Origin of the sequence: Xanthobacter sp. NM-25, from assembly GCF_022138605.1 — a bacterium.
GTDB lineage: Bacteria > Pseudomonadota > Alphaproteobacteria > Rhizobiales > Xanthobacteraceae > Xanthobacter.
In genome coordinates this window covers 175,747-196,644 of record NZ_JACBFS010000002.1, presented here as the reverse complement: position 1 = coordinate 196,644, position 20,898 = coordinate 175,747, and the positions used below count along the sequence as shown (strand labels likewise).

The 20,898-nt window shown below is 67.9% G+C and carries 22 protein-coding genes; 5 read left to right on the top strand and 17 right to left on the bottom strand.

Going from position 1 to position 20,898, the window contains the following annotated elements; all coding sequences use genetic code 11:
• The first annotated feature begins 17 nt into the window (after positions 1-17).
• From MEU52_RS06695 to MEU52_RS06680, 4 genes are read left to right on the top strand one after another with little or no spacing between them, the layout of a single operon-like run.
• Complete coding sequence (locus tag MEU52_RS06695; RefSeq protein ID WP_238120730.1) at positions 18-881, top strand: fumarylacetoacetate hydrolase family protein; 864 nt, start codon at positions 18-20, stop codon at positions 879-881.
• Complete coding sequence (gene hpaH / locus MEU52_RS06690; protein ID WP_443266119.1) at positions 878-1,735, top strand: 2-oxo-hept-4-ene-1,7-dioate hydratase; 858 nt, start codon at positions 878-880, stop codon at positions 1,733-1,735. Before MEU52_RS06695 ends, hpaH begins: the two co-directional genes overlap by 4 nt.
• A gap of 7 nt (positions 1,736-1,742) precedes the next feature.
• Positions 1,743-2,132 (top strand): RidA family protein, encoded by a 390-nt coding sequence (locus MEU52_RS06685; protein ID WP_238120731.1) that lies wholly within the window; start codon positions 1,743-1,745, stop codon positions 2,130-2,132.
• Positions 2,133-2,162: 30 nt separating this feature from the next.
• Positions 2,163-3,035: an amidohydrolase family protein gene (locus tag MEU52_RS06680; protein WP_238120732.1), complete on the top strand. Its 873-nt coding sequence runs from the start codon at positions 2,163-2,165 to the stop codon at positions 3,033-3,035.
• Between the two features lie 72 nt (positions 3,036-3,107).
• Here MEU52_RS06680 and MEU52_RS06675 read toward each other — a convergent pair whose 3' ends face one another.
• From MEU52_RS06675 to MEU52_RS06595, 17 genes are all read right to left on the bottom strand, one after another.
• Positions 3,108-3,515 carry a carboxymuconolactone decarboxylase family protein gene (locus MEU52_RS06675; protein WP_238120733.1) on the bottom strand — a complete coding sequence of 136 codons (408 nt, stop codon included), beginning with the start codon at positions 3,513-3,515 and terminating at the stop codon, positions 3,108-3,110.
• A gap of 46 nt (positions 3,516-3,561) precedes the next feature.
• Complete coding sequence (locus tag MEU52_RS06670; protein WP_443266375.1) at positions 3,562-4,320, bottom strand: ABC transporter permease; 759 nt, start codon at positions 4,318-4,320, stop codon at positions 3,562-3,564.
• 73 nt (positions 4,321-4,393) lie between these two features.
• Positions 4,394-5,227, bottom strand: a complete 834-nt coding sequence (locus MEU52_RS06665) for an ABC transporter ATP-binding protein (RefSeq protein ID WP_443266372.1) — start codon at positions 5,225-5,227, stop codon at positions 4,394-4,396.
• 149 nt (positions 5,228-5,376) lie between these two features.
• Complete coding sequence (locus MEU52_RS06660; RefSeq protein ID WP_238120735.1) at positions 5,377-6,417, bottom strand: ABC transporter substrate-binding protein; 1,041 nt, start codon at positions 6,415-6,417, stop codon at positions 5,377-5,379.
• Between the two features lie 160 nt (positions 6,418-6,577).
• Entirely contained in the window at positions 6,578-7,534 is a 957-nt protein-coding gene (locus tag MEU52_RS06655) for an NAD(P)-dependent oxidoreductase (RefSeq protein WP_238120736.1), read from the bottom strand.
• Positions 7,535-7,564: 30 nt separating this feature from the next.
• Entirely contained in the window at positions 7,565-8,350 is a 786-nt protein-coding gene (locus MEU52_RS06650; protein WP_238120737.1) for an alpha/beta fold hydrolase, read from the bottom strand.
• A gap of 168 nt (positions 8,351-8,518) precedes the next feature.
• Positions 8,519-9,295 (bottom strand): GntR family transcriptional regulator, encoded by a 777-nt coding sequence (locus MEU52_RS06645; protein ID WP_238120738.1) that lies wholly within the window; start codon positions 9,293-9,295, stop codon positions 8,519-8,521.
• A gap of 45 nt (positions 9,296-9,340) precedes the next feature.
• Complete coding sequence (locus MEU52_RS06640) at positions 9,341-10,138, bottom strand: N-acyl homoserine lactonase family protein (protein WP_238120739.1); 798 nt, start codon at positions 10,136-10,138, stop codon at positions 9,341-9,343.
• Positions 10,135-11,121 (bottom strand): NAD-dependent epimerase/dehydratase family protein, encoded by a 987-nt coding sequence (locus MEU52_RS06635; protein WP_238120740.1) that lies wholly within the window; start codon positions 11,119-11,121, stop codon positions 10,135-10,137. Before MEU52_RS06635 ends, MEU52_RS06640 begins: the two co-directional genes overlap by 4 nt.
• Before the next feature lie 54 nt (positions 11,122-11,175).
• Positions 11,176-11,922, bottom strand: a complete 747-nt coding sequence (locus MEU52_RS06630; protein ID WP_238120741.1) for an enoyl-CoA hydratase/isomerase family protein — start codon at positions 11,920-11,922, stop codon at positions 11,176-11,178.
• 118 nt (positions 11,923-12,040) lie between these two features.
• Positions 12,041-12,820, bottom strand: coding sequence for an SDR family NAD(P)-dependent oxidoreductase (locus tag MEU52_RS06625; protein WP_238120742.1), 780 nt, complete (start codon positions 12,818-12,820; stop codon positions 12,041-12,043).
• Between the two features lie 175 nt (positions 12,821-12,995).
• Complete coding sequence (prpB, locus tag MEU52_RS06620) at positions 12,996-13,913, bottom strand: methylisocitrate lyase (RefSeq protein WP_238120743.1); 918 nt, start codon at positions 13,911-13,913, stop codon at positions 12,996-12,998.
• Positions 13,914-13,923: 10 nt separating this feature from the next.
• On the bottom strand, positions 13,924-15,117 hold the full coding sequence (gene prpC, locus MEU52_RS06615) for a bifunctional 2-methylcitrate synthase/citrate synthase (protein ID WP_337927100.1): 1,194 nt from the start codon (positions 15,115-15,117) through the stop codon (positions 13,924-13,926).
• Between the two features lie 127 nt (positions 15,118-15,244).
• Positions 15,245-16,792: an MmgE/PrpD family protein gene (locus tag MEU52_RS06610; RefSeq protein WP_238120744.1), complete on the bottom strand. Its 1,548-nt coding sequence runs from the start codon at positions 16,790-16,792 to the stop codon at positions 15,245-15,247.
• Positions 16,789-17,247: an acyl-CoA thioesterase gene (locus MEU52_RS06605; RefSeq protein WP_238120745.1), complete on the bottom strand. Its 459-nt coding sequence runs from the start codon at positions 17,245-17,247 to the stop codon at positions 16,789-16,791. Before MEU52_RS06605 ends, MEU52_RS06610 begins: the two co-directional genes overlap by 4 nt.
• 1 nt (position 17,248) lies before the next feature.
• Positions 17,249-17,479, bottom strand: coding sequence for a hypothetical protein (locus MEU52_RS06600; protein WP_238120746.1), 231 nt, complete (start codon positions 17,477-17,479; stop codon positions 17,249-17,251).
• Positions 17,480-17,597: 118 nt separating this feature from the next.
• A complete protein-coding gene (locus MEU52_RS06595; protein ID WP_273546102.1) occupies positions 17,598-19,217 on the bottom strand; it encodes an isocitrate lyase in 1,620 nt (539 codons plus the stop codon).
• Between the two features lie 189 nt (positions 19,218-19,406).
• Between MEU52_RS06595 and MEU52_RS06590 the strand changes: the two genes are divergently transcribed.
• Positions 19,407-20,852 carry a short-chain fatty acyl-CoA regulator family protein gene (locus MEU52_RS06590; RefSeq protein WP_238120907.1) on the top strand — a complete coding sequence of 482 codons (1,446 nt, stop codon included), beginning with the start codon at positions 19,407-19,409 and terminating at the stop codon, positions 20,850-20,852.
• The last annotated feature ends 46 nt before the right edge of the window (positions 20,853-20,898 follow it).

Sequence of the window (20,898 nt, the reverse complement as noted above, 5' to 3'; positions counted from 1 at the left end):
TGGCAAAAGGATCCGACATGAAACTCGCAAGCTATCTGAAGGCCGGCGTGCCCGGCTATGGCGCCGTCGTGGATGATCGGGTGATCGATCTGTCCTCCCGGCTCCCGTCCTTCCCCACGCTGCTCGCCTTCATCGCCGGTGATGGGCTCGCCGCCGCGCCGGCCGTGGTGGCCGATGCGGCCCCGGACTTCGCCCTGGCCGATGTGGATCTGCTGCCGCCGGTGATCGCGCCGCAGAAAATCTGGTGCATCGGCGTGAATTACGCCGATCGCAATGCCGAATACAGGGACGGGTCGGATGCGCCCAAGTATCCGAGCCTGTTCTGCCGTTGCGCCACCTCTTTCGTCGGCCACGATCAGCCTGTGGAGCGGCCCTTCGTTTCCACCCAGCTCGATTACGAGGGCGAGATCGCCTTCGTTGTCGGCAAGGCGGGGCGCCACATCGCGCGGGAGGATGCGGCAAAACACATCTTCGGCCTCACTTTGGCCAATGAAGGCACGGTGCGCGACTGGCTGCGCCACGGCAAGTTCAACGTGACCCAGGGCAAGAATTTCGATCGCTCCGGCGCGATCGGCCCCTGGATCGTCACCGCCGATGCGCTCGATCCCTTCTCCGAATTGGAGCTGACCACGCGGGTCAATGGCGAGGTGCGCCAGCACGACACCACGGCGCGGCTGATGTTCCCCTTCGACGCCATCATCGCCTATCTGTCCACCTTCGCCACCCTCATGCCCGGCGACATCGTGCTGACCGGCACGCCCACCGGCGCCGGTGTGCGCTTTGATCCGCCGCGCTGGCTCGTGCCGGGGGACGTGGTGGAAGTCGAGGTGCCGGGCATCGGTGTGTTGCGCAATGGCGTGGTGGATGAGGTGCGGCCATGAGCATCGCCAAGTTCGGCATCGCAAAGTTCGGCATCGCCAAGCCCGCTCTGACCCTGCCCGCCGCGGCCCTGGCCGATGCCGCCCAGCGCCTGAACACGGCGGAAAAGACCCGGGTGCAGATCCGCCAGCTGAGCCTTGACTGGCCGCAGATGACCCTCGCCGATTCCTACGCCATCCAGCATGCCTGGATGGCGCTGAAGGCGGCCGAAGGCCGGGTGGTAAAGGGCCATAAGATCGGCCTCACCTCCAAGGCCATGCAGATGGCGGTAAAGATCAACGAGCCCGATTATGGCGTCCTGCTGGACGACATGTTCGTGCCCGAGGGTGGAACCGTCGCGTTCGACCAGCTGATCCAGCCTCGGGTGGAGATGGAGCTCGCCTTCGTGCTGAAGCGCGCGTTGCCGGGCGTCGGTTGCACCATTTATGACGTGCTCAACGCCACCGATTTCGTGGTGCCGGCCATCGAGATCCTCGATGCCCGCATCGAGCGGGTGGACCCTCAGACCGGTGCCACCCGTACCGTGCGTGACACCATCGCCGACAACGCTGCCAATTGCGGCATCGTCACCGGCGGGCGCCCGGTGCGGCCGCTCGACGTGGACCTGCGCTGGGTGGCGGGCCTGCTCTATCGCAACGGCGAGATCGAGGAGACTGGCGTCTCCGCCGGTGTGCTCAACCATCCGGCCCAAGGCATCGCCTGGCTCGCCAACCGTCTCGCGCCCCATGGCGTCACCCTGGAGGCCGGGCACGTGGTGCTGGCGGGCTCCTTCATCCGCCCCGTGGATATCCGCAAGGGCGACACCATCCATGCCGATCTCGGGCCGCTCGGCTCGGTGACCTGCCATTTCGCGTGAGGCTGCCATGGCAAAACGCACATCCATCTATCTGGACGCCTTCGGCCACGCCAATCCCATTCCGGTGGCTTGCCGGGTGGGCAACATCCTCACCTCCGGCATTGTCTATGGGCTCGATCCCGCCACCGGCAAGGTGGCGCCGACCCTGGAAGAGCAATGCGCCTTCATGTTCAAGCACATGCGGGCCATCGTCGAGGCCGGCGGCGGTACCGTGGATGACATTGTGAAGGTCACTGTTTGGATGGTGGATCGCAGCCAGCGCGCGCCGCTCAATGCGGAATGGCTCGCCATGTTCCCCCATGCGGAAGATCGCCCGGCGCGCCAGGCCATCCAGGCCGAGGCGCTCGGCGCCGGCATGCTCATCCAGCTCGATTTTCTCGCGGTGATCGGCGCCTGAGGCGCGGTACTTTCTTCAGGGAGGCCCCAGGTGCCCCAGTATTTCCCCTTCGACCCCAATCCCCGCACGCCGGCACTGCTACCGCCGGCCAACGCCTGCGACAGCCAGTTCCACGTGTTCGGCGACCCCGCGATTTACCCGGTGCGGGAAGGGGCGGTTTATGAGATGCCGAGCGCGACCATCGAGGCGGGGCTGCGCATGCACAAGGCTCTGGGCTTCACCCGGGGCGTGATCGTGCAGGCCACCACCTATGGCGCCGACCACCGGGTGGTGGTGGATGCGCTGAAGGTCGCCGGCCCCAATTATCGCGGCTGTGCCAATGCGGCGGTGTTCGCCTCGGCGAGCGATGAAGACCTGGCGGATCTCCACGCCGCCGGTATTCGCGGAGCCCGCTTTTCCCGTCAGGGGCTGGGCGTGAGCCTGTCGGATGCGGAGTTCAAGCGCGCCCTGGAGCAGGTGAAGGCGCTGGGCTGGTATGTGAAGATCCAGCCGGAGGCGGCGGGCGTCGCGGCCCAGGTCACCCCGTTCGAGGCGCTGGAGGTGCCGGTGGTGATCGACCACATGGGCCGCCCCGACCTCACCAAGGGGCGGGAGGATCCCTCCTGTCAGAAGGTGTTGGACCTGCTCACCCGCGGCAATTTCTATGTGATGCTGTCGCTGGGGGAGAAGACCTCGAAGGCGGGGCCGCCGTGGGCCGACATGATCCCGCTGGCCCGCACCTATATCGAGGCCGCGCCCGACCGGGTGATCTGGGGCAGCGACTGGCCCCATCCCGTGTCGGTGAAGCAGCCCCCCAATGACGCGGACCTGCTGGAACTGCTCTACAGCTACACCCTGAGCGAGGCGGAGCGGGTCAAGATCCTGGTGGAGAATCCGGCGCGCCTGTTCGGCTTTCCGGCCTGACGCGGGCCCTTCGTCCAAATAGAACGGGCCGCCCGGCATGACCGGGCGGCCCGTTGTCGTCAGGGGAGGGGGTCAGCCGCCGGCCGCCTGCGCATCCAGATCCTTGAACACCTCCTGGGCGATGCGGGAGGTTTCCAGCGCCACCGGCACGCCGCAATAGATGCCGATCTGCAGCACCGCCTCCTGGATCTCCTCGCGCGTCACCCCGTTGGTGAGGGCGCCGCGCACGTGCAGCTTCAGCTCGTGCGGGCGGTTGAGGGCGGAGAGCATGGCGATGTTGAGCAGGCTGCGCACCTTGCGTTCCAGGCCCGGCCGGCCCCAGATGGCGCCCCAGCAATATTCGGTCACCAGTTCCTGCAGCGGGCGGGAGAACCCGTCCACATTGGCCATGGAGCGCTCCACATGGGCGGCGCCCAGCACCTCGCGGCGGATGCCCATGCCCTTTTCCAGCAGCGGGCGCGGATCGTTCTGTTCCGTCATCGTCGTGTCCTTGAAATAATGGGTGCGATGAAGTTCTGAAGAGGCTCTACTTGGGCTTGCCGACGATGAGGCGCTTCTCGATCACCGTGACCGCGAAGTCGAGCACCAGCGCGAAGGCGGTCAAGACGATGATGCCGGCGAACACGGCGTTGACGTCGAAGGTGGCTTCCGCCTGCAGGATCAGGTAGCCGACGCCCCGCGCCGAGCCGAGATATTCGCCCACCACGGCACCCACGAATGCCATGCCCACCGACATGTGCAGGCTGGAGAACACCCAGCTGAGCGCCGAGGGAATGTAGACGGTGCTGAGCAGCTGCCGGCGATTGGCGCCGAGCATGCGGGCATTGGCGAGGATGACCGGGTTTACTTCCCGCACCCCCTGGAAGACGTTGAAGAACACCACGAAGAAGACCAGCGTGACGCCCAGCGCGACCTTGGAGCCGATGCCGAGCCCGAACCAAACGATGAAGATGGGGCCGAGGATGACCCGCGGCATGGCGTTGAGCGCCTTGATATACGGATCGAACAGGGCCGCCGTCAGCGGTGACAGGCCCAGCCACAGGCCGGCTCCAATGCCGCTCAGCACGCCGATGACGAAGGCCAGCAGGGTCTCGATGAGGGTGGTGGCGAGGTGGACGAAAATCTCGCCGGTGGCGAACCAGGTGAAGATCTGCTCGAACACCTGAACCGGATTTCCGAAGAAGAAGACCGGGAAGATCTTGGCGCTGACGAGCACATACCAGGCGGCCAGCAGCACCAGCAGCAGGCCCGCCTGCAGGGTGGTCATCACCAGCGGGCCGGGCATGCCCTTGCGCCGGGGGCGGCGCGCCGGGCGGGAGGGAGCGGATTTGGCGAGGGCGGAATTGGCGATCATGGCGTCAGTCCGCAAGTTTGCGCTGATTTCGCTCATAGGCTTTCAGGACCTCTTCTTTCATGGCGTCCCAGATGAGGTGATAAAGCTCCACGAACCGCGGGGTCATGCGGATCTCGGCCACGTCACGCGGGCGTTCCAGGTCGATCTTGAACTCGGCGATGGGATGGGTGGATGGGCCGGCGGAAAGGATGATCACCCGGTCGGAGAGGGAGATGGCCTCTTCGAGATCGTGGGTGATGAACAGCACCGACTTGCGATAGGTGGTCCACAGCTGCAGCAGCTCGTTTTCCATCAGTACGCGGGTCTGCACGTCGAGGGCGCTGAAGGGTTCGTCCATCAGCACGATCCTGGGATCGCGGATGAGGGTCTGGGCCAGCGCGACGCGCTTGCGCATGCCGCCGGACATCTCATGGGGAAAGCGCTCCCCATGGCCGGAGAGGCCCACCCGGGCGAGCCATTCATTGCCCAGCCGCTCCGCTTCGGCGCGGGCGGTGCCGGCATATTCAAGGCCGGTGATGACGTTGCGCAAAGCGGTGCGCCAGGGCATCAGCGCATCCGCCTGGAACAGGTAGCCGGCGGCGCGGTTGAGGCCGGCCAGCGACCGGCCATAGACGCAGATGTCACCTTCCGTGGGCTCCAGCAGGCCCGCCGCCACATTGAGCAAGGTGGACTTGCCGCAGCCGGTGGGGCCGACGATGGAGACGAACTCGCCATCGGCCACCTGCAGGTGCGCATCACTCACCGCGGTGTAGGCGCCGAAGCGCACGGTGACATGATCGAACAGCAACGCCGGCGGCGGGGCTGCGGCGCTGCCGGCGCCGTGGTCGGTGGCGGGCATGGCGGGTCGCAAGGCGCCCGGGTGGGCGCCCGGATGGGTCGCGAGGGTCATGATGTCAGGCTCCGCTGGGGTCAGGCTCCGGTGGGGCCCGGCGCGGGAGCATCCGCGCCGGCCATTCCGGTCAGGCGTTGCTTCAAGCGTCGCGCGCTTTACTTCTTCGGCCCGTATTTTTTCAGGGCGTTTTCGACCAGGGTGTTGTTGTAGGTGCGCGGAATGTCGAGGTTGGCGGACTTCAGGCCGGGGTCCATCACCGAGATGGTGTTCAGCACGTTCTGCGCCGCCTCGGGGGTGACGATGCCGTCCCAGGTGAAGGCCGAGATGTTCTGCTCCAGCGACTTGCGATAGAGTTCCTCGTCGCCCTTGTAGTAATCGGCCGGAATGGCGGCGATGATGTCGTCGACGCTGGCGGTCTTCAGCCATTGCATGGCCCGCACCAGCGCGTTGGACACCGCCTGTGCGGTCTTGGGATTGTCCTTGACGAAGTCGGTCTTGGCGTAAAGGCAATCGGCGAGGTAGGGGCCGCCGAAGGCGATCTGGGAACCTTCCGCATTGCGGCTGTCCACCAGAACCACCACTTCCTTGGCGTCGGTGAGCGAAGTGATGGCGGGGTCGAGATTGACGATGGCGTCGAGCTCGGTGCCGGTGCGGATGGCCGCCACCGCGCTCGCCCCGGTGCCGATGGAAATGTAGCTGGCATCCTTCCAGCTCACGCCGGCCCGCTGCAGCAATTGGGCGACGAAATTCTGGGTGGAGGCGCCGGGTGCCGAGATGCCGATCTTCTTACCCTTGAGATCGGCCACGCTCTTGATGCTGTCCGCCTTGGAACTGCGCACGGCCAGCACATTGCCGGGATAGCGGCCGAACACCGTGATGCAGGTGAGGTCCACGCCCTTGGACTGCAGGCGCAGCATGTGCTCGAAGGCGCCTTCACCCACATCCGCCCCGCCGGCCACCACTGCCTGCAGCGCCGCGGTGCCGGAGTTGAAGGCGGTGGAATTCACCTTCAGGCCTTCATCCTCGAAGAACTTCTTATTGAGCGCGACGAAATAGGCGATCTTGTTCATCTGGCTGATGGAGCCGCCGACGGCGATGGAGATGCTCGGCTTTTCCAGCTCGGCGGCCCGGGCCGTGGTCGGCAAGGCCGCAAGGCCCAGCAGGCCAGCAACCAGGATTCGCGAAAAACGCGCCATCTTTTCCTCCCGTGTGGTGATGCTTGTTCTGGCTTGGCTGCCACAGGACCATTTGGCGGTCCGCGCATCTCATATGATTGTACGACAATAATCTGATATGTTTGGATGTCAACCGCCGGAAGAGATTCCAGGTCGATCTTCGCGCTGAGAGAAAAACCCTTTATTTATCGTTCTCTAGGATCCGCGCGAGGGTCTCGCGCGGCACCTGGATGTCGACGCCGGCGCGCTCTTCCTGCACCCGCATGGCGACGCGGGAGTCCTTCTGTCCCCAGCCCCGGTTGCGGGCCTCGGTCATGTCGGCGAGGGTCATCTGCGCCATACGGGCCGGCACGCCGGCTTCGCGGGCGAGGTCGGCGGCGAGCGACACGTCCTTGAAGGCGAGGTCGAGGGCGAACGCCACCTGGTCGAAATCCCCCGGCAGGAACTGATCGGCCAGCCGATCGACGATGTTCTGCCGCCCCAGCGAGCCCTGGCGCAGGGCGGCGAACAGGGTCTCCGGCGGCAGGCCGGCCTTCACGCCAATGGTGAACACCTCCGCCAGCACCATCTGGATGCCGTAGTTCGCGCAATTGTGGGCGAGCTTGGCGGTGGTGGCGGCGCCGAGCGCGCCGAGATACATCACCCGGTCGCCCAGGCGCGCGAATAGGGGAGCGTGGGCGGTGAAGGCAGCTTCGTCTCCGCTCACCCACACGGCGAGCTTGCCGCTCGCCGCGCCCTTCGGGCCGCCGCTGACGGGGGCATCGAGCAGTGTCACGCCACGCTCGGCAAGGCGGGCGCCGAGGGCCCGTGTGGCCGATGGCGCGCCGGTGGTCATGTCGATGAGCGTGGCGCCGGCGGTGAAGCCCTCCGCCAGGCCGGAGGGACCGAACACCACCGCTTCCACCTCCCGGGGACTCGGCAGCACGGTGAGCGCGGTGCGGGCGCGGCTGGCGACGGCCGACGGGCTCTCGACCCATTGGGCGCCCAGCGCTTCGAACGGCGCCGCCGCCGCCGGCTGCCGCGTGTGGATCACCAGCGGCTGCCCGGCCGCCAGCAGGCGCCGCGCGAGCGGGCCGCCCATGGCGCCGAGGCCGATGAGGCCGAGGGGCTGCGTGGGGTCGAACGTCGCGTGGTCCATGCCGGGTCCTCCCGAGGGCGAGAAGTGGCCTCAGACGGTTTCGAGGAAGGTGATGAGGTGCCGGTTCACCAGCGCCGGGGCTTCCACCGTGGAAATGTGCGAGACCTCGGGCAGGATCTCGAGCCGGGCGCCGGGAATGCCCGCGGCGATGGCCTCGGCCGCCGCCACCGGCGTGGTGGGATCGAGCGCCCCCACCATCACCAGGGTGGGCATGGCGAAGGCGGGCAGATGCGGCGCCACGTCGAGGGTGGATATCATCTGCCACATGGCGGCGTGCACCTGCGGGTCGGCGGCGCGTAGGGTCTTGGCAACGCGGTCGAGCACATCCGGTCGGCGGGCGGCGAAGGCGGGGGTGAACCAGCGCTCCAGCGTGGGAGCGAGGATGGCGTCCATGCCCTCCGCGCGCACCATGTCGCCCCGGCCGCGCACCGCGGCGCGTCCGGCATCGGAAAAGGTGCTCACGGTGTCGATGAGGACGAGGGCGCGCACCAGCTCAGGGCGGGTGGCGGCGAGGCTCTGGGCGATCATGCCGCCCACCGAAAGCCCCACCACGCAGGCAGGGCCCGCCTCGGCCCCGGTAATGACCGCCGCGAGATCGGCGGCCGCCGCCGCGAACGACAGGGGCAGCTCCGACCGCGCCGAGGCGCCATGGCCGGCAAGGTCGTAGGCGATGACGTCGAAGCGCTCCGCCAGCGCCTCGATCTGGCGATCCCAATAGGTGAGATCGAGACCCACCGCATGGACCAGCACCACCAGCGGCGCGCCGCGCACACCGGTGCGGATCTGGTTGAGGGCGGGAATGGACGGGGCGGACATGGCTTCCTCCAGTTGTTCTTGTTGCGGCCGGCACTTCGGCGTGCAGGCATGCGCGCGCGATCCGGGATCGGGATGATCCAGGCGGTGCGGTGAAATGCGGCGCGGGATGCCGCGCGGGCCGGCGACGGGGGCTCGGACCTCCGCCGCCGATGCGGGATTGCGGGCGGCCTAGACCCGGGCGAGCCGTGCGCCGCCTCGGGCCTTGGCGGCGGTGGTCGATGTCGTTTTGGCGGCGCCCTTCACGGCAGCCTTTTCTTCCGCCTTTTCTTCCGCTTGGGCGGTGAGGATGGCGGTGGCGATGGCGGCGGCGTTGGTCACATGGCGGCGGCAGGCGAGGCCCGCCGCTTCGGCATCGCGCCGGCTCAGGGCGTCCATCACCGCGCCGATCTCCTCCATGCTCTTGGAGAGGCGGCCGGGCTGGGAGAGGGTGTGGGCGCGCAGCATGGTGACCCGCCAGTGGATCATGCGCAGCATGTCCTCCAACACGGGATTGTGCGCGCCGGCGGTGAGGGCGGTGTAGAAGCTCGCCTTCATGGCGAGGAAGTCCTTGTCCGGCTTGCCCCGGCAGGCGCGCTTGAGGGCGGCGAAGGCGTTTTCAAGGGCCTTCAGCTCGGCGGCGCTGGCCCGCTCGGCGAAGCAGCGGCCGGCCATCTCCTCCAGGGTGGCGCGCAACTCATAGATGGCGCGGGCATCCTCCACCGAATAAACCGCCACGATGGGCCCGCGATGGGGGATGATCTGCACCACCCCTTCGGCCGCGAGCTGGCTCAGGGCCTCGCGCAGAAGCGTGCGGCTGACCTGGAACATCTCGCAGATCTCTCGCTCGATCAGCCGGTCGCCCGATTGGAAGCGGCCGTCGAGAATGGCGGTCCGCAGCGCGTCGATGACCTGCTTCTTGAGCGATGCCGCCTGGTGCATGGCCGTAAGGCTGGCTGGCGTGGTCATGGGTCCTGTCCTCAAGCTGTCCTGAACCGGCCGGGGCCGGCGCCTCTATCTGCGGGGCGGCACGTCGAGCTGCGCGACGATGCCGGCGAGCTCCGGCCGCGGTGCCGGATAAAGCTGCATCACCAGCGGGTCGTGCCCGGGAATGATGTGGTCGGGCGAGGGGGCGGCGGCGCGGAGCAGATCGAACCCCTCCAGCATGCCCCCCACGTGGAAGGCGGTGACGTAAGGCTTCTCCCGCTCCATGTTCTCATAAAAATGGGAGACATCGGAGGCGAGCACCACGGTGCCGCGCCGGGTGGCGACGCGCACGAACTGAAGGCCGGCCGAATGGCCCGGCGCCGGCTGGATGTCGACGCCCGGGGCAAGCTCCGCCGGGCCGTTGTAGAAGCGCACCCGGCCGGCGTAATTGGCCCGCACCATGCCCACCACGTCCTCCACCTCATAGGAATGCCGCAACTTTTGGTAGCGCATATAGCGGCCCACCGCATAGTGCATCTCGGCTTCCTGCAGGTGAAAAGTGGCCTTCGGGAACCGGTCGAAATTGCCCACGTGGTCATAATGCAGGTGGGTGAGGATGACGTCGGTGACCTCTTCCGGGGCGATGCCGACAAGGCGCAGGGCCTCCACCGGGCAGCGCAGGAAGTCGCGTTGGCGCCGTGCCGCCACCTCGGCGGTGAAGCCGGTATCCACCACGAAGGTGCGCTCGGGGCCCATCACCGCCCAGACATAATACGCGAGCGGCATGGGCCCGTCGTGCGGGTCGCCGCCGATGAAATTGTCGGCCCGCCGGCCGGCGCGGCTCGCATATTGGAGGGCGTAGACGGTATAGGGCGAGGCGCTCATGAAACGACCTCCGGCGCGGCGATGCTGGCACGGAAACGGGCGGCATAATCGGCGATGCCCTGCTCAAGGCTGAAGGCCGGACGCCAGTTCAGCGCCGTGGCAGCGGCGGAAATGTCGAGGCTCGCCCGCATGCGGGCGTTCACCGCCTCGAGGGGGGTGAGTGTGTCGCCGATTTCGATGTCGGCGCCGGGCACCAAGTGGCGCACGATCTGCGCCACTTCCGACGCCGCGCGGGCGGCACCGGCGGAGACGTTGAACACCCGCTGCGCACCTTCGGCCAGGGGCGCGATGGCGAGGGCGTTGACGATGGCCGCCGCGCAATCGGGCACATAGGTGTAATCGCGCTTCATGGGCCCGCCGGTGGCGAAGCGCACGGGCCGGCCGAGAACCGACTGCTCCACCATGGGCTTGATGAACATGGGGGTGCGCATGCCGAAGCCGTAGACGGCGGTGATGCGCAGCACCAGGAGATCAAGGCCGTGGAAATCCGCATAGGCGAGGGCGATGGCCTCCCCCGCCATTTTCGAGGTGCCGTAATGGGCCGCCGGATTGGCCTGGGCCACCGAAAAGACGGGATCGCTTTCGCGCAGCGGCCGCCCATCGCCACCGTGATAGGCGGCGTTGCTGGAGAGGTGCACGAGGCGCTTCAGATCCAGCTGGCGGGCCACTTCACACACATTCACCAGACCCATGACATTGGTGGCATAGGTAGCGGCCGGCTGCGCGAGGGAGGTGTCCAGTCCCACCATGCCGGCACTGTGGACGATGGCCTCGATGGCCTCGGCGCGACACACATCCATCAGCCGGGCGAGATCGGTGATCTGGCCGGCCGCGTGGGGCACGATGGCGTCGCCGAGGATGGCTTTCGCCTCCGGGCCGGGCGGCGCCATGTCGAAGCTCAGGGGCGCGTGCCCGGTGGCGGCGAGCGCCGCCGCCACATGGCTGCCGAGGAAGCCGGAGCCGCCGGTCACCAGCACCCGCATGGGCAAGGCTCCTGCGCCGGAGGGGGGATGAGGCGGAGCGCCATGGCCGGCTGCCTAGTGCTGCGTCGCGTTGGGGTTCTGCTGGGCCGCCAGGGCCCGCTCGGCCAGCAGCACGCTCATGAGCGAGACCGCATATTCGCTGCGCGTGGGATCGGCGAGCTGGGCCGCCTCGCGGCCGAACTTGCGCAGCAGGGAGATGGACTTGGCATCCTGGGCGGCGATGAAATCGGCCACCTTCATGGCCGCGGCGAGGGTCGCGCCCTTAGGCACCACCTCGGTAATAATACCGTACCGCTCGGCATCGGCGGCGGAGATCTCGCGGCTGGTGAGGGAGAGCTCGAAGCCGCGCTTGTAGGAGACGAAGCGGAACAGATAGGAGAGCACGATCAGCGGCGGCATGCCGTGGGACATTTCCGGCAGGGCGAACACCGCGTCCGCCGCCGCCACCACGTAGTCCGCCTGGGCCGACATGCCGAAGCCCCAGCCGAAGGCCGCGCCTTCCACCGCCAGCACGGTGGGTACCGGCAGGGCGGCGAACGCGCTGTTGACCTTGAGGATGGCGTTGAGATCGTCCGCCACGTCCGAGGCCTGGGTGAGGCCGGTCTTGCCCTTGCGCCCGCCGCAGAAGGTGTCGCCGGCGCCGGTGACCACCAGAACCCGCAGGCCGGGGCGGGTGGCGAGGGCGCCGGCGGTGTCGGCCAGCTCCAGCAGCGCGTCGGTGTCGAGATAGTTCCTGTCGCTTTGACCCACCAGGGTCAGCAGGGTCACGCCATTGCCCTTGTCCTCGACGCGCACGGCCATCCTTGAACTCCCTGTCGCGGCAGCTTCAGCGTGCCGCCATCCCTTTGATTTGGACCCGCAGTGTGGCACCGCGGGCCTCTCTTGTAAACTGATTGTACGACAATAATGCGCGGTGACCTCAGCAGGCGCTCCAGCCGGCATCCACCGGCAGTGCCGCGCCGTTGATGTCGCGCGCTTCCGGCGTCAGCAGGAACAGGATGAGGCCGCTCACCGCCGCCGGATCGATGAAGCGCCCGCCCGGCTGCTTGGTGGCGAGGAAGCGGCGGGTGGCCTCGGCGAGGGTGATGCTCTCTTGGGCGGCCAGGGTCTCGATGCGCGCCGACATGGTGGGTGTGGGCAGAGCGCCGGGGCAGACGAGATTGCACGAAATGTCGGTGCCGGCCACTTCCAGCGCCACCACCCGCGTGAGGCCGAGCAGGCCGGTCTTGGTGGTCACGTAGTCGATGCGGCTGGCGCTGGCGAACAGGCTGTAGACCGAGCCGAGATTGATGATGCGGCCATAGCCCCGCTCGCGCATGGCCGGCAGCACCGCGCGGATGGCATGGAAGGGGGCGGAGAGATTGACCGCCAGCGCCTCTTCCCAGCGCGCCGGGTCATAGTCCTCCACCGTCGCGAAGTGGCGCACCACGGCATTGTTCACCAGAACATCGATGGCGCCGAAGCGGGCGGTGGTGGCGGCGATGAGGTCGGCGACGCCGGCGGCATCGGCGATGTCGCCGGCGTGATAGGCGGCCGTGCCGGGGCCTGCGGCGTTGAGGCGGGCCAAGGGTTCGGCCATGGCGGCGGCCGGCTCCAGCCCATGCAGCATCACCCGGCAGCCGGCTTCCACCAGCCGCGTGCCAATGGCGAGCCCCAGCCCGCCGGTGGAGCCTGTCACCAGTGCCGTCTTATCCCGCATCTGTTTTCTCCCGAGTTTTAATCTTATTGCCAGACAATCCTATTAAATGGCAATGGCGATCTCGCTCGGACGGCGCCCCTGCGCTCCGCAAAGCAAACGGCCGCCCGCGCGATGTGCGGGCGGCCGGCGAGACGCGGGCGCTGGGAGGTGCGGTCGTGCGCCCCTGGAGGTTCGCCTATTGGGCGGCCGCCGGCGGCACGATGGTGGCGACGATGGAGGCATCGAGGGCCTCGAAATCCTTCAGGCCGATGGTGTCGTAGAGTTCCGCCCGGGTCTGCATCTCGCCCACCATGGCCTTGGCGGAACCGTCGCGGGCCAGCGTCGCATAGAGCTTCTCCTGCGCCTTGTTGGCAACGCGCAGGGAGGAGACGGGCCAGATCACCATGCGATAGCCCATGGCCTCGAACTCATCAGCGGTGAAGAAGGGGGTGCGGCCGAATTCGGTCATGTTGGCGAGCAATGGCACGCCGGGCAGGCGCGCGGCGAAGGCCCGGAACATCTCGGGCGTGGTGAGCGCCTCGGGGAAGATGGCGTCGGCGCCGGCCTCCACATAGAGCTTGGCGCGGGCCACTGCCCCGTCGATGCCTTCGCTCGCCGCGGCGTCCGTACGGGCGATGAGGTAGAGGTGGCGCCGGGCTTTGGCGGCGGCGGCGACCTTTGCTGCCATGTCGTGGGCGTCAGCCAGCTTCTTGTCGTTGAGGTGGCCGCATTTTTTCGGCAGGAGCTGGTCCTCGATGTGCACCGCGCCGGCGCCGGCTTCCTCGAAGGTGCGCACCATGTGCATCACATTGAGCGCCTCGCCATAGCCGGTGTCGCCATCCACCAGCAGCGGCAGGCCGCTGGCACGGGCGATCTGGCGGATGAAGAAGGCCACTTCGTCCACGGTGATGATGCCGAGATCCGGCAGCCCCATGGAAGCGGTCATGGCCGCCCCCGAGAGGTAGAGGCCGGAGAAGCCGGCGGCGCGCGCCTGGAGCGCGGCCATGCCGTTGTGGGCGCCGGGCAGGCGCGCGATGCCCCCCTGTTCCACCAACGCCCGGAAACGGGCGCCGGCGGCTTCGTTGGGCAGGTCGGAAGCGACGAGATACGGCATCTTCAACTCCTCACGCGGCGCGCACGTTCGCGCGGCCCCGCGCTTCCAGCGGCACGAACGTCTGCTTCTCCGGCCCCACATAATTGGCCGAGGGGCGGATGATCTTGTTATCGAGCCGCTGCTCGATGATGTGCGCGCTCCAGCCGGAGGTGCGGGCGATGACGAACAGCGGGGTGAACAGAGCCGTCGGCACCCCCATCATGTGGTAGGAGACGGCGCTGAACCAGTCGAGATTGGGGAACATCTTCTTGGCCTCGCCCATGACCGCCTCGATGCGGCTGGCGATGTCGAACATCTTCGTCGATCCCGCCTCCAGGGAGAGGCGCCGGGCCACCTCCTTGATCACCACATTGCGCGGGTCCGCAACCGTGTAGACCGGATGGCCGAAGCCGATCACCACCTCTTTGGCGGCCACGCGGCGGCGGATGTCGTCTTCCGCCTCGTCGGGCGTGGCGTAGCGCTTCTGGATCTCGAAGGCCACCTCATTGGCGCCGCCGTGCTTGGGGCCGCGCAGGGCGCCGATAGCGCCGGTGATGGCCGAATAGACATCGGCTCCGGTGCCGGCGATGGAGCGGGCGGTGAAGGTGGAGGCGTTGAACTCGTGCTCCGCATAAAGGATCAGCGAGGTGTGCATGGCCCGCACTTGGCTCGCGCTCGGCGCCCGCCCGTGCAGAAGATGGAGGAAGTGGCCGCCGATACTGTCGTCGTCGGTCTCCACCTCAATGCGTCGGCCGTTCTGCGAGAATTGATACCAGTAAAGCAGCATGGAGCCGAGTGACGCCATCAACCGGTCGGCGATATCGCGGGCGCCGGGGGTGTTGTGGTCGGCCGCCTCCGGCAGCACGCAGCCGAGCGCGGAGACGCCGGAGCGCATCACATCCATGGGGTGAGCGGCCGCGGGCAGTTGCTCCAGGCTGCGGCGCACCGCCTCCGGCAGGCCGCGCAGCCCCTTCAGCTTGGCCTGATAGGCGGCGAGTTCGGCGCTGGTGGGCAGGGTGCCGTGCACCAGAAGGTGGGCGATCTCCTCGAAGGTGCAGGTCTCGGCCACGTCGAGAATGTCATAGCCACGGTAGTGCAGGTCGTTGCCGGAGCGGCCGACGGTGCACAGGGCGGTGTTGCCGGCCACCACGCCGGACAGCGCCACCGACTTCTTGGGCGCGGGCTTGGCCGCGCTCGCCTGATCCTCGGACATGGTTTCGGGCATGGGCTCCTCCTGGATGACCGAATGGGCATGGCGCCGTGGCCATGGGACATAAGGACTTGAGTTTCCCCCGCCGCTTTGGCGGATGGCGAGGGACCCTCTCCCGCGAGGGGAGAGGGGGATGGCCGCTTCAGGCCGAGACGACGGCGAGTTCGGGGGCGGGACGGGCGCGCCAGTCGAAGATGCCAGTGGGGCGCACAGCGCCCAGCAGGGCGGGGTCCACCTGGAAGGTGAGGCCGCCGAGATCATCGGCCGTGAGCTTCGCCAGGCGCTCCACCGTGCCGAGGAAGCGCTCCTGCTCGGCGGGGGCGATGACGCCCTCGGCGAGGCTGCGGAACTTGGCGATATATTCGGCGCGGCCGAAGGGATGGGCGCCGAGGGGATGGGCATCGGCCACGGCCAGCTCGTCCTCGATCACCCGGCCGCCCTTCAGCGTCACCACCACGCGGCCGCCGAACGCCTTCTCCGCCGGATCGGGGCTGTGGTAGCGGCGGGTCCAGACCGGGTCCTCCACCGTGGAGATCTTGTGCCACAGCGCCACCGTGGAAGGCCGGCCGGCCCGCTCCGGCGCATAGGAGCGCGCGTGGTGCCAGGCGCCGTCCTCCAGGGCCACGGCGAAAATGTACATGATGGAATGGTCGAGGGTTTCCCGGCTCGCCTTGGGGTCCATCTTCTGCGGATCGTTGGCGCCGGTGCCGATCACATAATGGGTGTGGTGGGAGGTGTGGATGACGATGTGTTCCACCTGCGACAGATCGCTGATCTTGTCGCGCAGCCGCCGGGCGAGGTCGATCAGCGCCTGGCTCTGGTATTCGGCCGAATGCGCCTTGGTGTAGGTGTCCATGATGGCGCGCTTGGCTTCGCCTTTCTCCGGCAGCGGCACGATGTATTCCGCCTTCGGACCGCCCAGCATCCAGGCGATGAAGCCATCCTCGCCTTCCCAGGCGGGGGAGGGGGCGCCTTCGCCGCGCATCACCCGGTCCACCGCTTCCACCGCCATCTTGCCGGCGAAGGCGGGGGCATAGGCCTTCCAGGAGGAAATCTCGCCCTTGCGCGACTGGCGGGTGGTGGTGGTCACATGCAGCGCCTGCTGCACCGCCTGGTAGACGGTCTCGGTGGAAAGGCCCAGGGCGGCGCCGATGCCCGCGGCGGCGGACGGGCCGAGATGGGCGATATGGTCGATCTTGTGGGCGTGCAGGCACATGCCCTTCACGAGGTCCACCTGGATCTCGTAGCCGGTCGCAATGCCGCGCACCAATGCGGCGCCATCGAGCCCGCAATGCTGGGCCACGGCCAGCACCGGCGGGATGTTGTCGCCGGGGTGGGAATATTCGGCGGCGAGGAAGGTGTCGTGGAAATCGAGCTCCCGCACCGCCACCCCATTGGCCCAGGCTGCCCATTCGGGCGAGACGCGCCGGTGGGCAGAGAGGCCGAACACGGTGGCGCCGGGCTGGTAGGGATGGGCCAGCGCCTGTGCCCGGGCGCTTGCCACCGGGCGGCGGGTGAGGGAGGCGGCGGCCACCGCCGCATTGTCGATGATGCGGTTGCCGATCATCTCCACCACATCGCCATCCACCGGCACGGGATCGGTGGCGACTTCGGCGATCTGCCAGGCGATCTGCTCGGCGCGGGGCAGGTTTTCGGCAGACGTGTGGGTGCGAACGTGATGCTGCTTCACGGGGTTGGATCCTCGGTGTTGGGGCAAAGGGCGGGGGCGCCGGGGTGCGGCACCGGCACGGGGCGTCCGGTGGCGTCCACCGCCACCATCTCGAAGGCGCCGCGCACGGCGAGCCGGCGGGCGCCGGAGAGCAGGGCCTCGGCGGTCATCTCCACCAGCACGGTCATGGAGGTGCGGCCGATGCGGGTGACGCGGGCATTGAGCTCGACGATCTCCCCCACCTGAACGGGCACGTGGAATTCAGTCTTTTCCGCGCTCGCCATGACCACCGGCGCACGGGCCCGGCGGCTGGCGGCGACGAACGCCGCCTTGCCCATGAGCGAGAGCGCGTTGCCGCCGAACAGGGTGCCGTAATGGTTGGCCTGGTCGGGAAACACCATCTCCACGAACGCCGTCTCGGCGGGGCCGCCGGTGGCCGGCGCGGGGCTGGCGCGGCTCGGTGCGGGCGCGGGCATCTCAGGCCGCCCCGGAGGTTGCCGGTGCGCGCACCAGCGGGATCATCTGGTCGCCCCAGGCGCCGGCGCCGTCGTGGTGGCGCGACACTCGCACCAGCTCCACCGAGACCCCCGCCGCCACCGCGCGCTGGATCGCCTCATTCACGCGGTGCACCGCGTCGGCCACGCGATTGATGGCCCGATCCTGCTCGGGCAGCTCCTGCGCGGCCACGGCCTTGAACTCGACGCTCATGGGAACCCTCCTCGGGGTGTGTGCGGGCGGATGTCTGAAAGGGGCCCCACCGCCCGGGGTCGCGCGCCCGGACGGTGGGGGTCGAAGCCGGAGGTCGCGGCTTCGGGGCGTCGGGCCGCTATTCGGCCGCGAACTGGTTCATGGTGTTGGCGGCGCCGCCGGCCTTCAGGGCCCGCGCGCCGCCCACCATTTCCTTGAAGGCATCGCCGAGATCGGAGCCCACCTCGTGCTGGTGCTTGACCGCCGAGACGCCGCGCCGGATCTCCTCGCGCTGCACGGTGTTCACATAGGCCTTCATGCGGTCCGGGCCGAAATAGCCATGGCTCAGCTCGTCCATGCTCTTGGCGGTGAGGTGGAAGGTAGGCAGGGTGATGAGGTTGTGGAACACGCCGGCCTCCCGGGCGATGTCCTCCTGGAAGCGGGCAAGGCGCGCATCCGCTTCCCGGCCCAGCTCGTCGTCGTCCAGCTTGGCGGACATGAGCAGCGCGCCATCGGGATAGCTCTCCGCACCGGCCCGGCCGGAGGCGATCCACTCGGCCCGCACCTGCCTGCGAATGTTCAAGGTCCAGTTGAACGACGGGGAATTGTTGTAGGCGAGCTTGGCGTTGGGCGCGGCGGCGCGGATCTCCTTCACCATGCTCGCGATGTCCGCCACGTTGGGGGTGTCGGTTTCGATCCACAAGAGGTCGGCCCCGCCGAGGGTGAGGGCGGCGATGCAGTCCTCGATCACCCGCGCCCGGCCGGATCCGTCCTTGAAGGCGAACAGACCGTTGGCGAGGCGCGCGGGGCGCACCAGCGTGCCATCCTGCATGAGGCCCAGTTCGCCCTCGCGCAGCGGATGGGTGGGGGTGACGGGCTCGGTCTTCAGCCACTTGGTGTACTGGCTGGCGAGGTCGCCGGGTTGCTGGCTCACCGGGATCTTCTGGGTGAGGCCGGCGCCGAGGCTGTCGGTGCGGGCGACGATGACCCCATCGGGCACGCCCAGTTCCTCGAAGGCGAGACGGCAGGCGCGGAGCTTCTCGATGAAGTCCTCGCGCGGCACCGTCACCTTGCCGTCCTGGTGCCCGCACTGCTTGGCATCGGACACCTGGTTCTCGATCTGCAGGCAGCAGGCGCCCGCCTTGATCATCTCCTTGGCGAGCAGGTAGGTGGCGTGCTCATTGCCGAAGCCGGCGTCGATGTCGGCGATGATCGGCACCACATGGGTTTCGAAGCCGTCGATGGCGGCGATGGCTTCGCGCTCGGCGGCGGCATCGCCCTTGGCGCGGGCAGCCTTGAGGACCTTGAACAGGTCGTTGAGCGCCACTTCGTCGGCCTGGCGCAGGGAAATGTAGATTTCCTCGATCAGGTCCACCACGGCGGTCTTCTCGTGCATGGACTGGTCGGGCAGGTGGCCGAAGCGGTTGCGCAGGCCCGCCACCATCCAGCCGGAAAGATAGACATAGGCGCCCTTGGCGCTGCCGCGCAGGCGCTTCACCGACTTGATCATCTGCTGCGCGTGGAAGCCAGACCAGCAGCCCAGCGACTGGGTGAAGCGGGAGGGATCGGCATCATAGGCCGCCATGTCCGCCCGCATCACCTTGGCCATGGCCCGGGCGATGTCGAGATGGGTGTCGAAGGTGTTCTGCGCCCGCAGCTGAATGATGTCGTCCACGCTCACGCCCCCCGGCGCGATGCCTCCGGGAAAGCGGGTGTGAAGTTCGGTGCTGAGTTCACCATAGCTCTTGCGCGCCCCCATGGGTGGTCCTTCCTGTTTCGCATCTGTTGGCGTGGGGTCCGGGGCGCGGGAAAAAGCGCTTGCGGCCGGACTGTTTCCTCACAATATTCGCGGATGAAAAATCGCGAAATGACTGAAAATGTGTGGTTTTGCGAGGCGTTTGGCGCGGATTTGCGAATGTTGCAAATTCAGGTGCGGAGGGGGCGGGCGGTGAAGAAGAGCTTCGTTGGGGTGCGGCTGAAGCGGCTCCGGGAAGAGCGCGGGCTGACCCAGCTGGCCCTCGCCCAGGCGCTGGGCCTGTCGGCCAGCTACCTCAACCAGTTGGAGAAGAACCAGCGGCCGCTCACCGTGCCGGTGCTGCTGAAGCTGAACGAGGTCTTCGGCGTCGATGTGCAGCTGTTCTCGGAGGGCGAGGAAGGCCGGCTGGTGGCGGACCTGCGGGAGGTGTTCGCCGATCCCATGAACGACCCGGCCGGCGGCGAGCAGGTGAGCCTCGCCGAGCTGAAGGAAGTGGCCACCGCCATGCCGGCTCTCGGTCGCGCCGTGGTGGCGCTGCACCGGCGCTGGCGCCACGCTTTGGAGCGGGCCGATGCCATGGCCGGGGAACTGGGCCTCGGTTCCGGCGGTCGCACCACCCTGGCCACGCCCATGCCCTATGAGCAGGTGCGTGATTTCTTCTATGCCCACCACAATTACTTTACCGATCTCGATGTCGCTGCGGAGCAACTGGCAGATGCTGCCCATCTTGCGCCCGGAGACCTGGCGGAGGGGCTCGCCCGCCACTTGGAGGCGCGCCACGGCGTGCGGGTGGTGCGCGCGGCGGCGGAAGGGGACGGGGAAAGCGCCGGCGAGGGGCTGCGCCGGTTTCTGCCCGCCGAGCGGGTGCTGCGGCTGGCGGCGCGGCTGGATGATGGCCAGCGGGCCTTCCAGATCGCCACCCAGCTCGCCTTCCTGGAGCAAGGCGGCCTGATCGAAACATTGGCCACCGCCGCGGCTCAGGGGGCGCGGGAGACCCATGCCTTGGCGCGGATCGGCCTTGCCAATTATTTCGCCGGCTCCGTGCTGATGCCATATGGCGCCTTCCTCGCCGCGGCGGAGGCGGAGCGCTACGATATCGAGCGCCTTGGCGCCCGCTTTGGCGTGGGCTTCGAGACCATCTGCCACCGCCTCAGTTCCCTGCAGCGGCCGGGGGCGGTGGGAGTGCCGTTCTTCTTCATCCGGGTGGATCGTGCCGGCAACATCTCCAAGCGCCAGTCGGCCACTGATTTCCACTTCTCCCGGGTGGGCGGCACCTGCCCGCTGTGGAATGTCTACGAGGCTTTTGCCCAGCCCGGCCGCATCCTGACCCAGGTGGCGCAGATGCCCGATGGGCGCACCTATCTGTGGATCGCCCGCACCGTGCATCATGGCGCGGGGGGCTATGGGGAGCCGGGCAAGACCTTCGCCATCGGCCTGGGCTGCGACATCCGCCACTCCGGGCGGCTGGTGTATTCCAAGGGCCTCGCCGTAGACGACCCCACCGCCGCGATTCCGATCGGCGCCGGCTGCAAGGTGTGTGAGCGGCCGGCTTGCCCGCAGCGGGCCTTCCCGATGATCGGCCGAACCCTGGCGGTGGATGAGAACCGCAGCGTCTTCACGCCCTATGCCGCGGGCTGAGGGACGGCTGTGCAGAAATCACGACATAAAGATGTCCTTATATCCT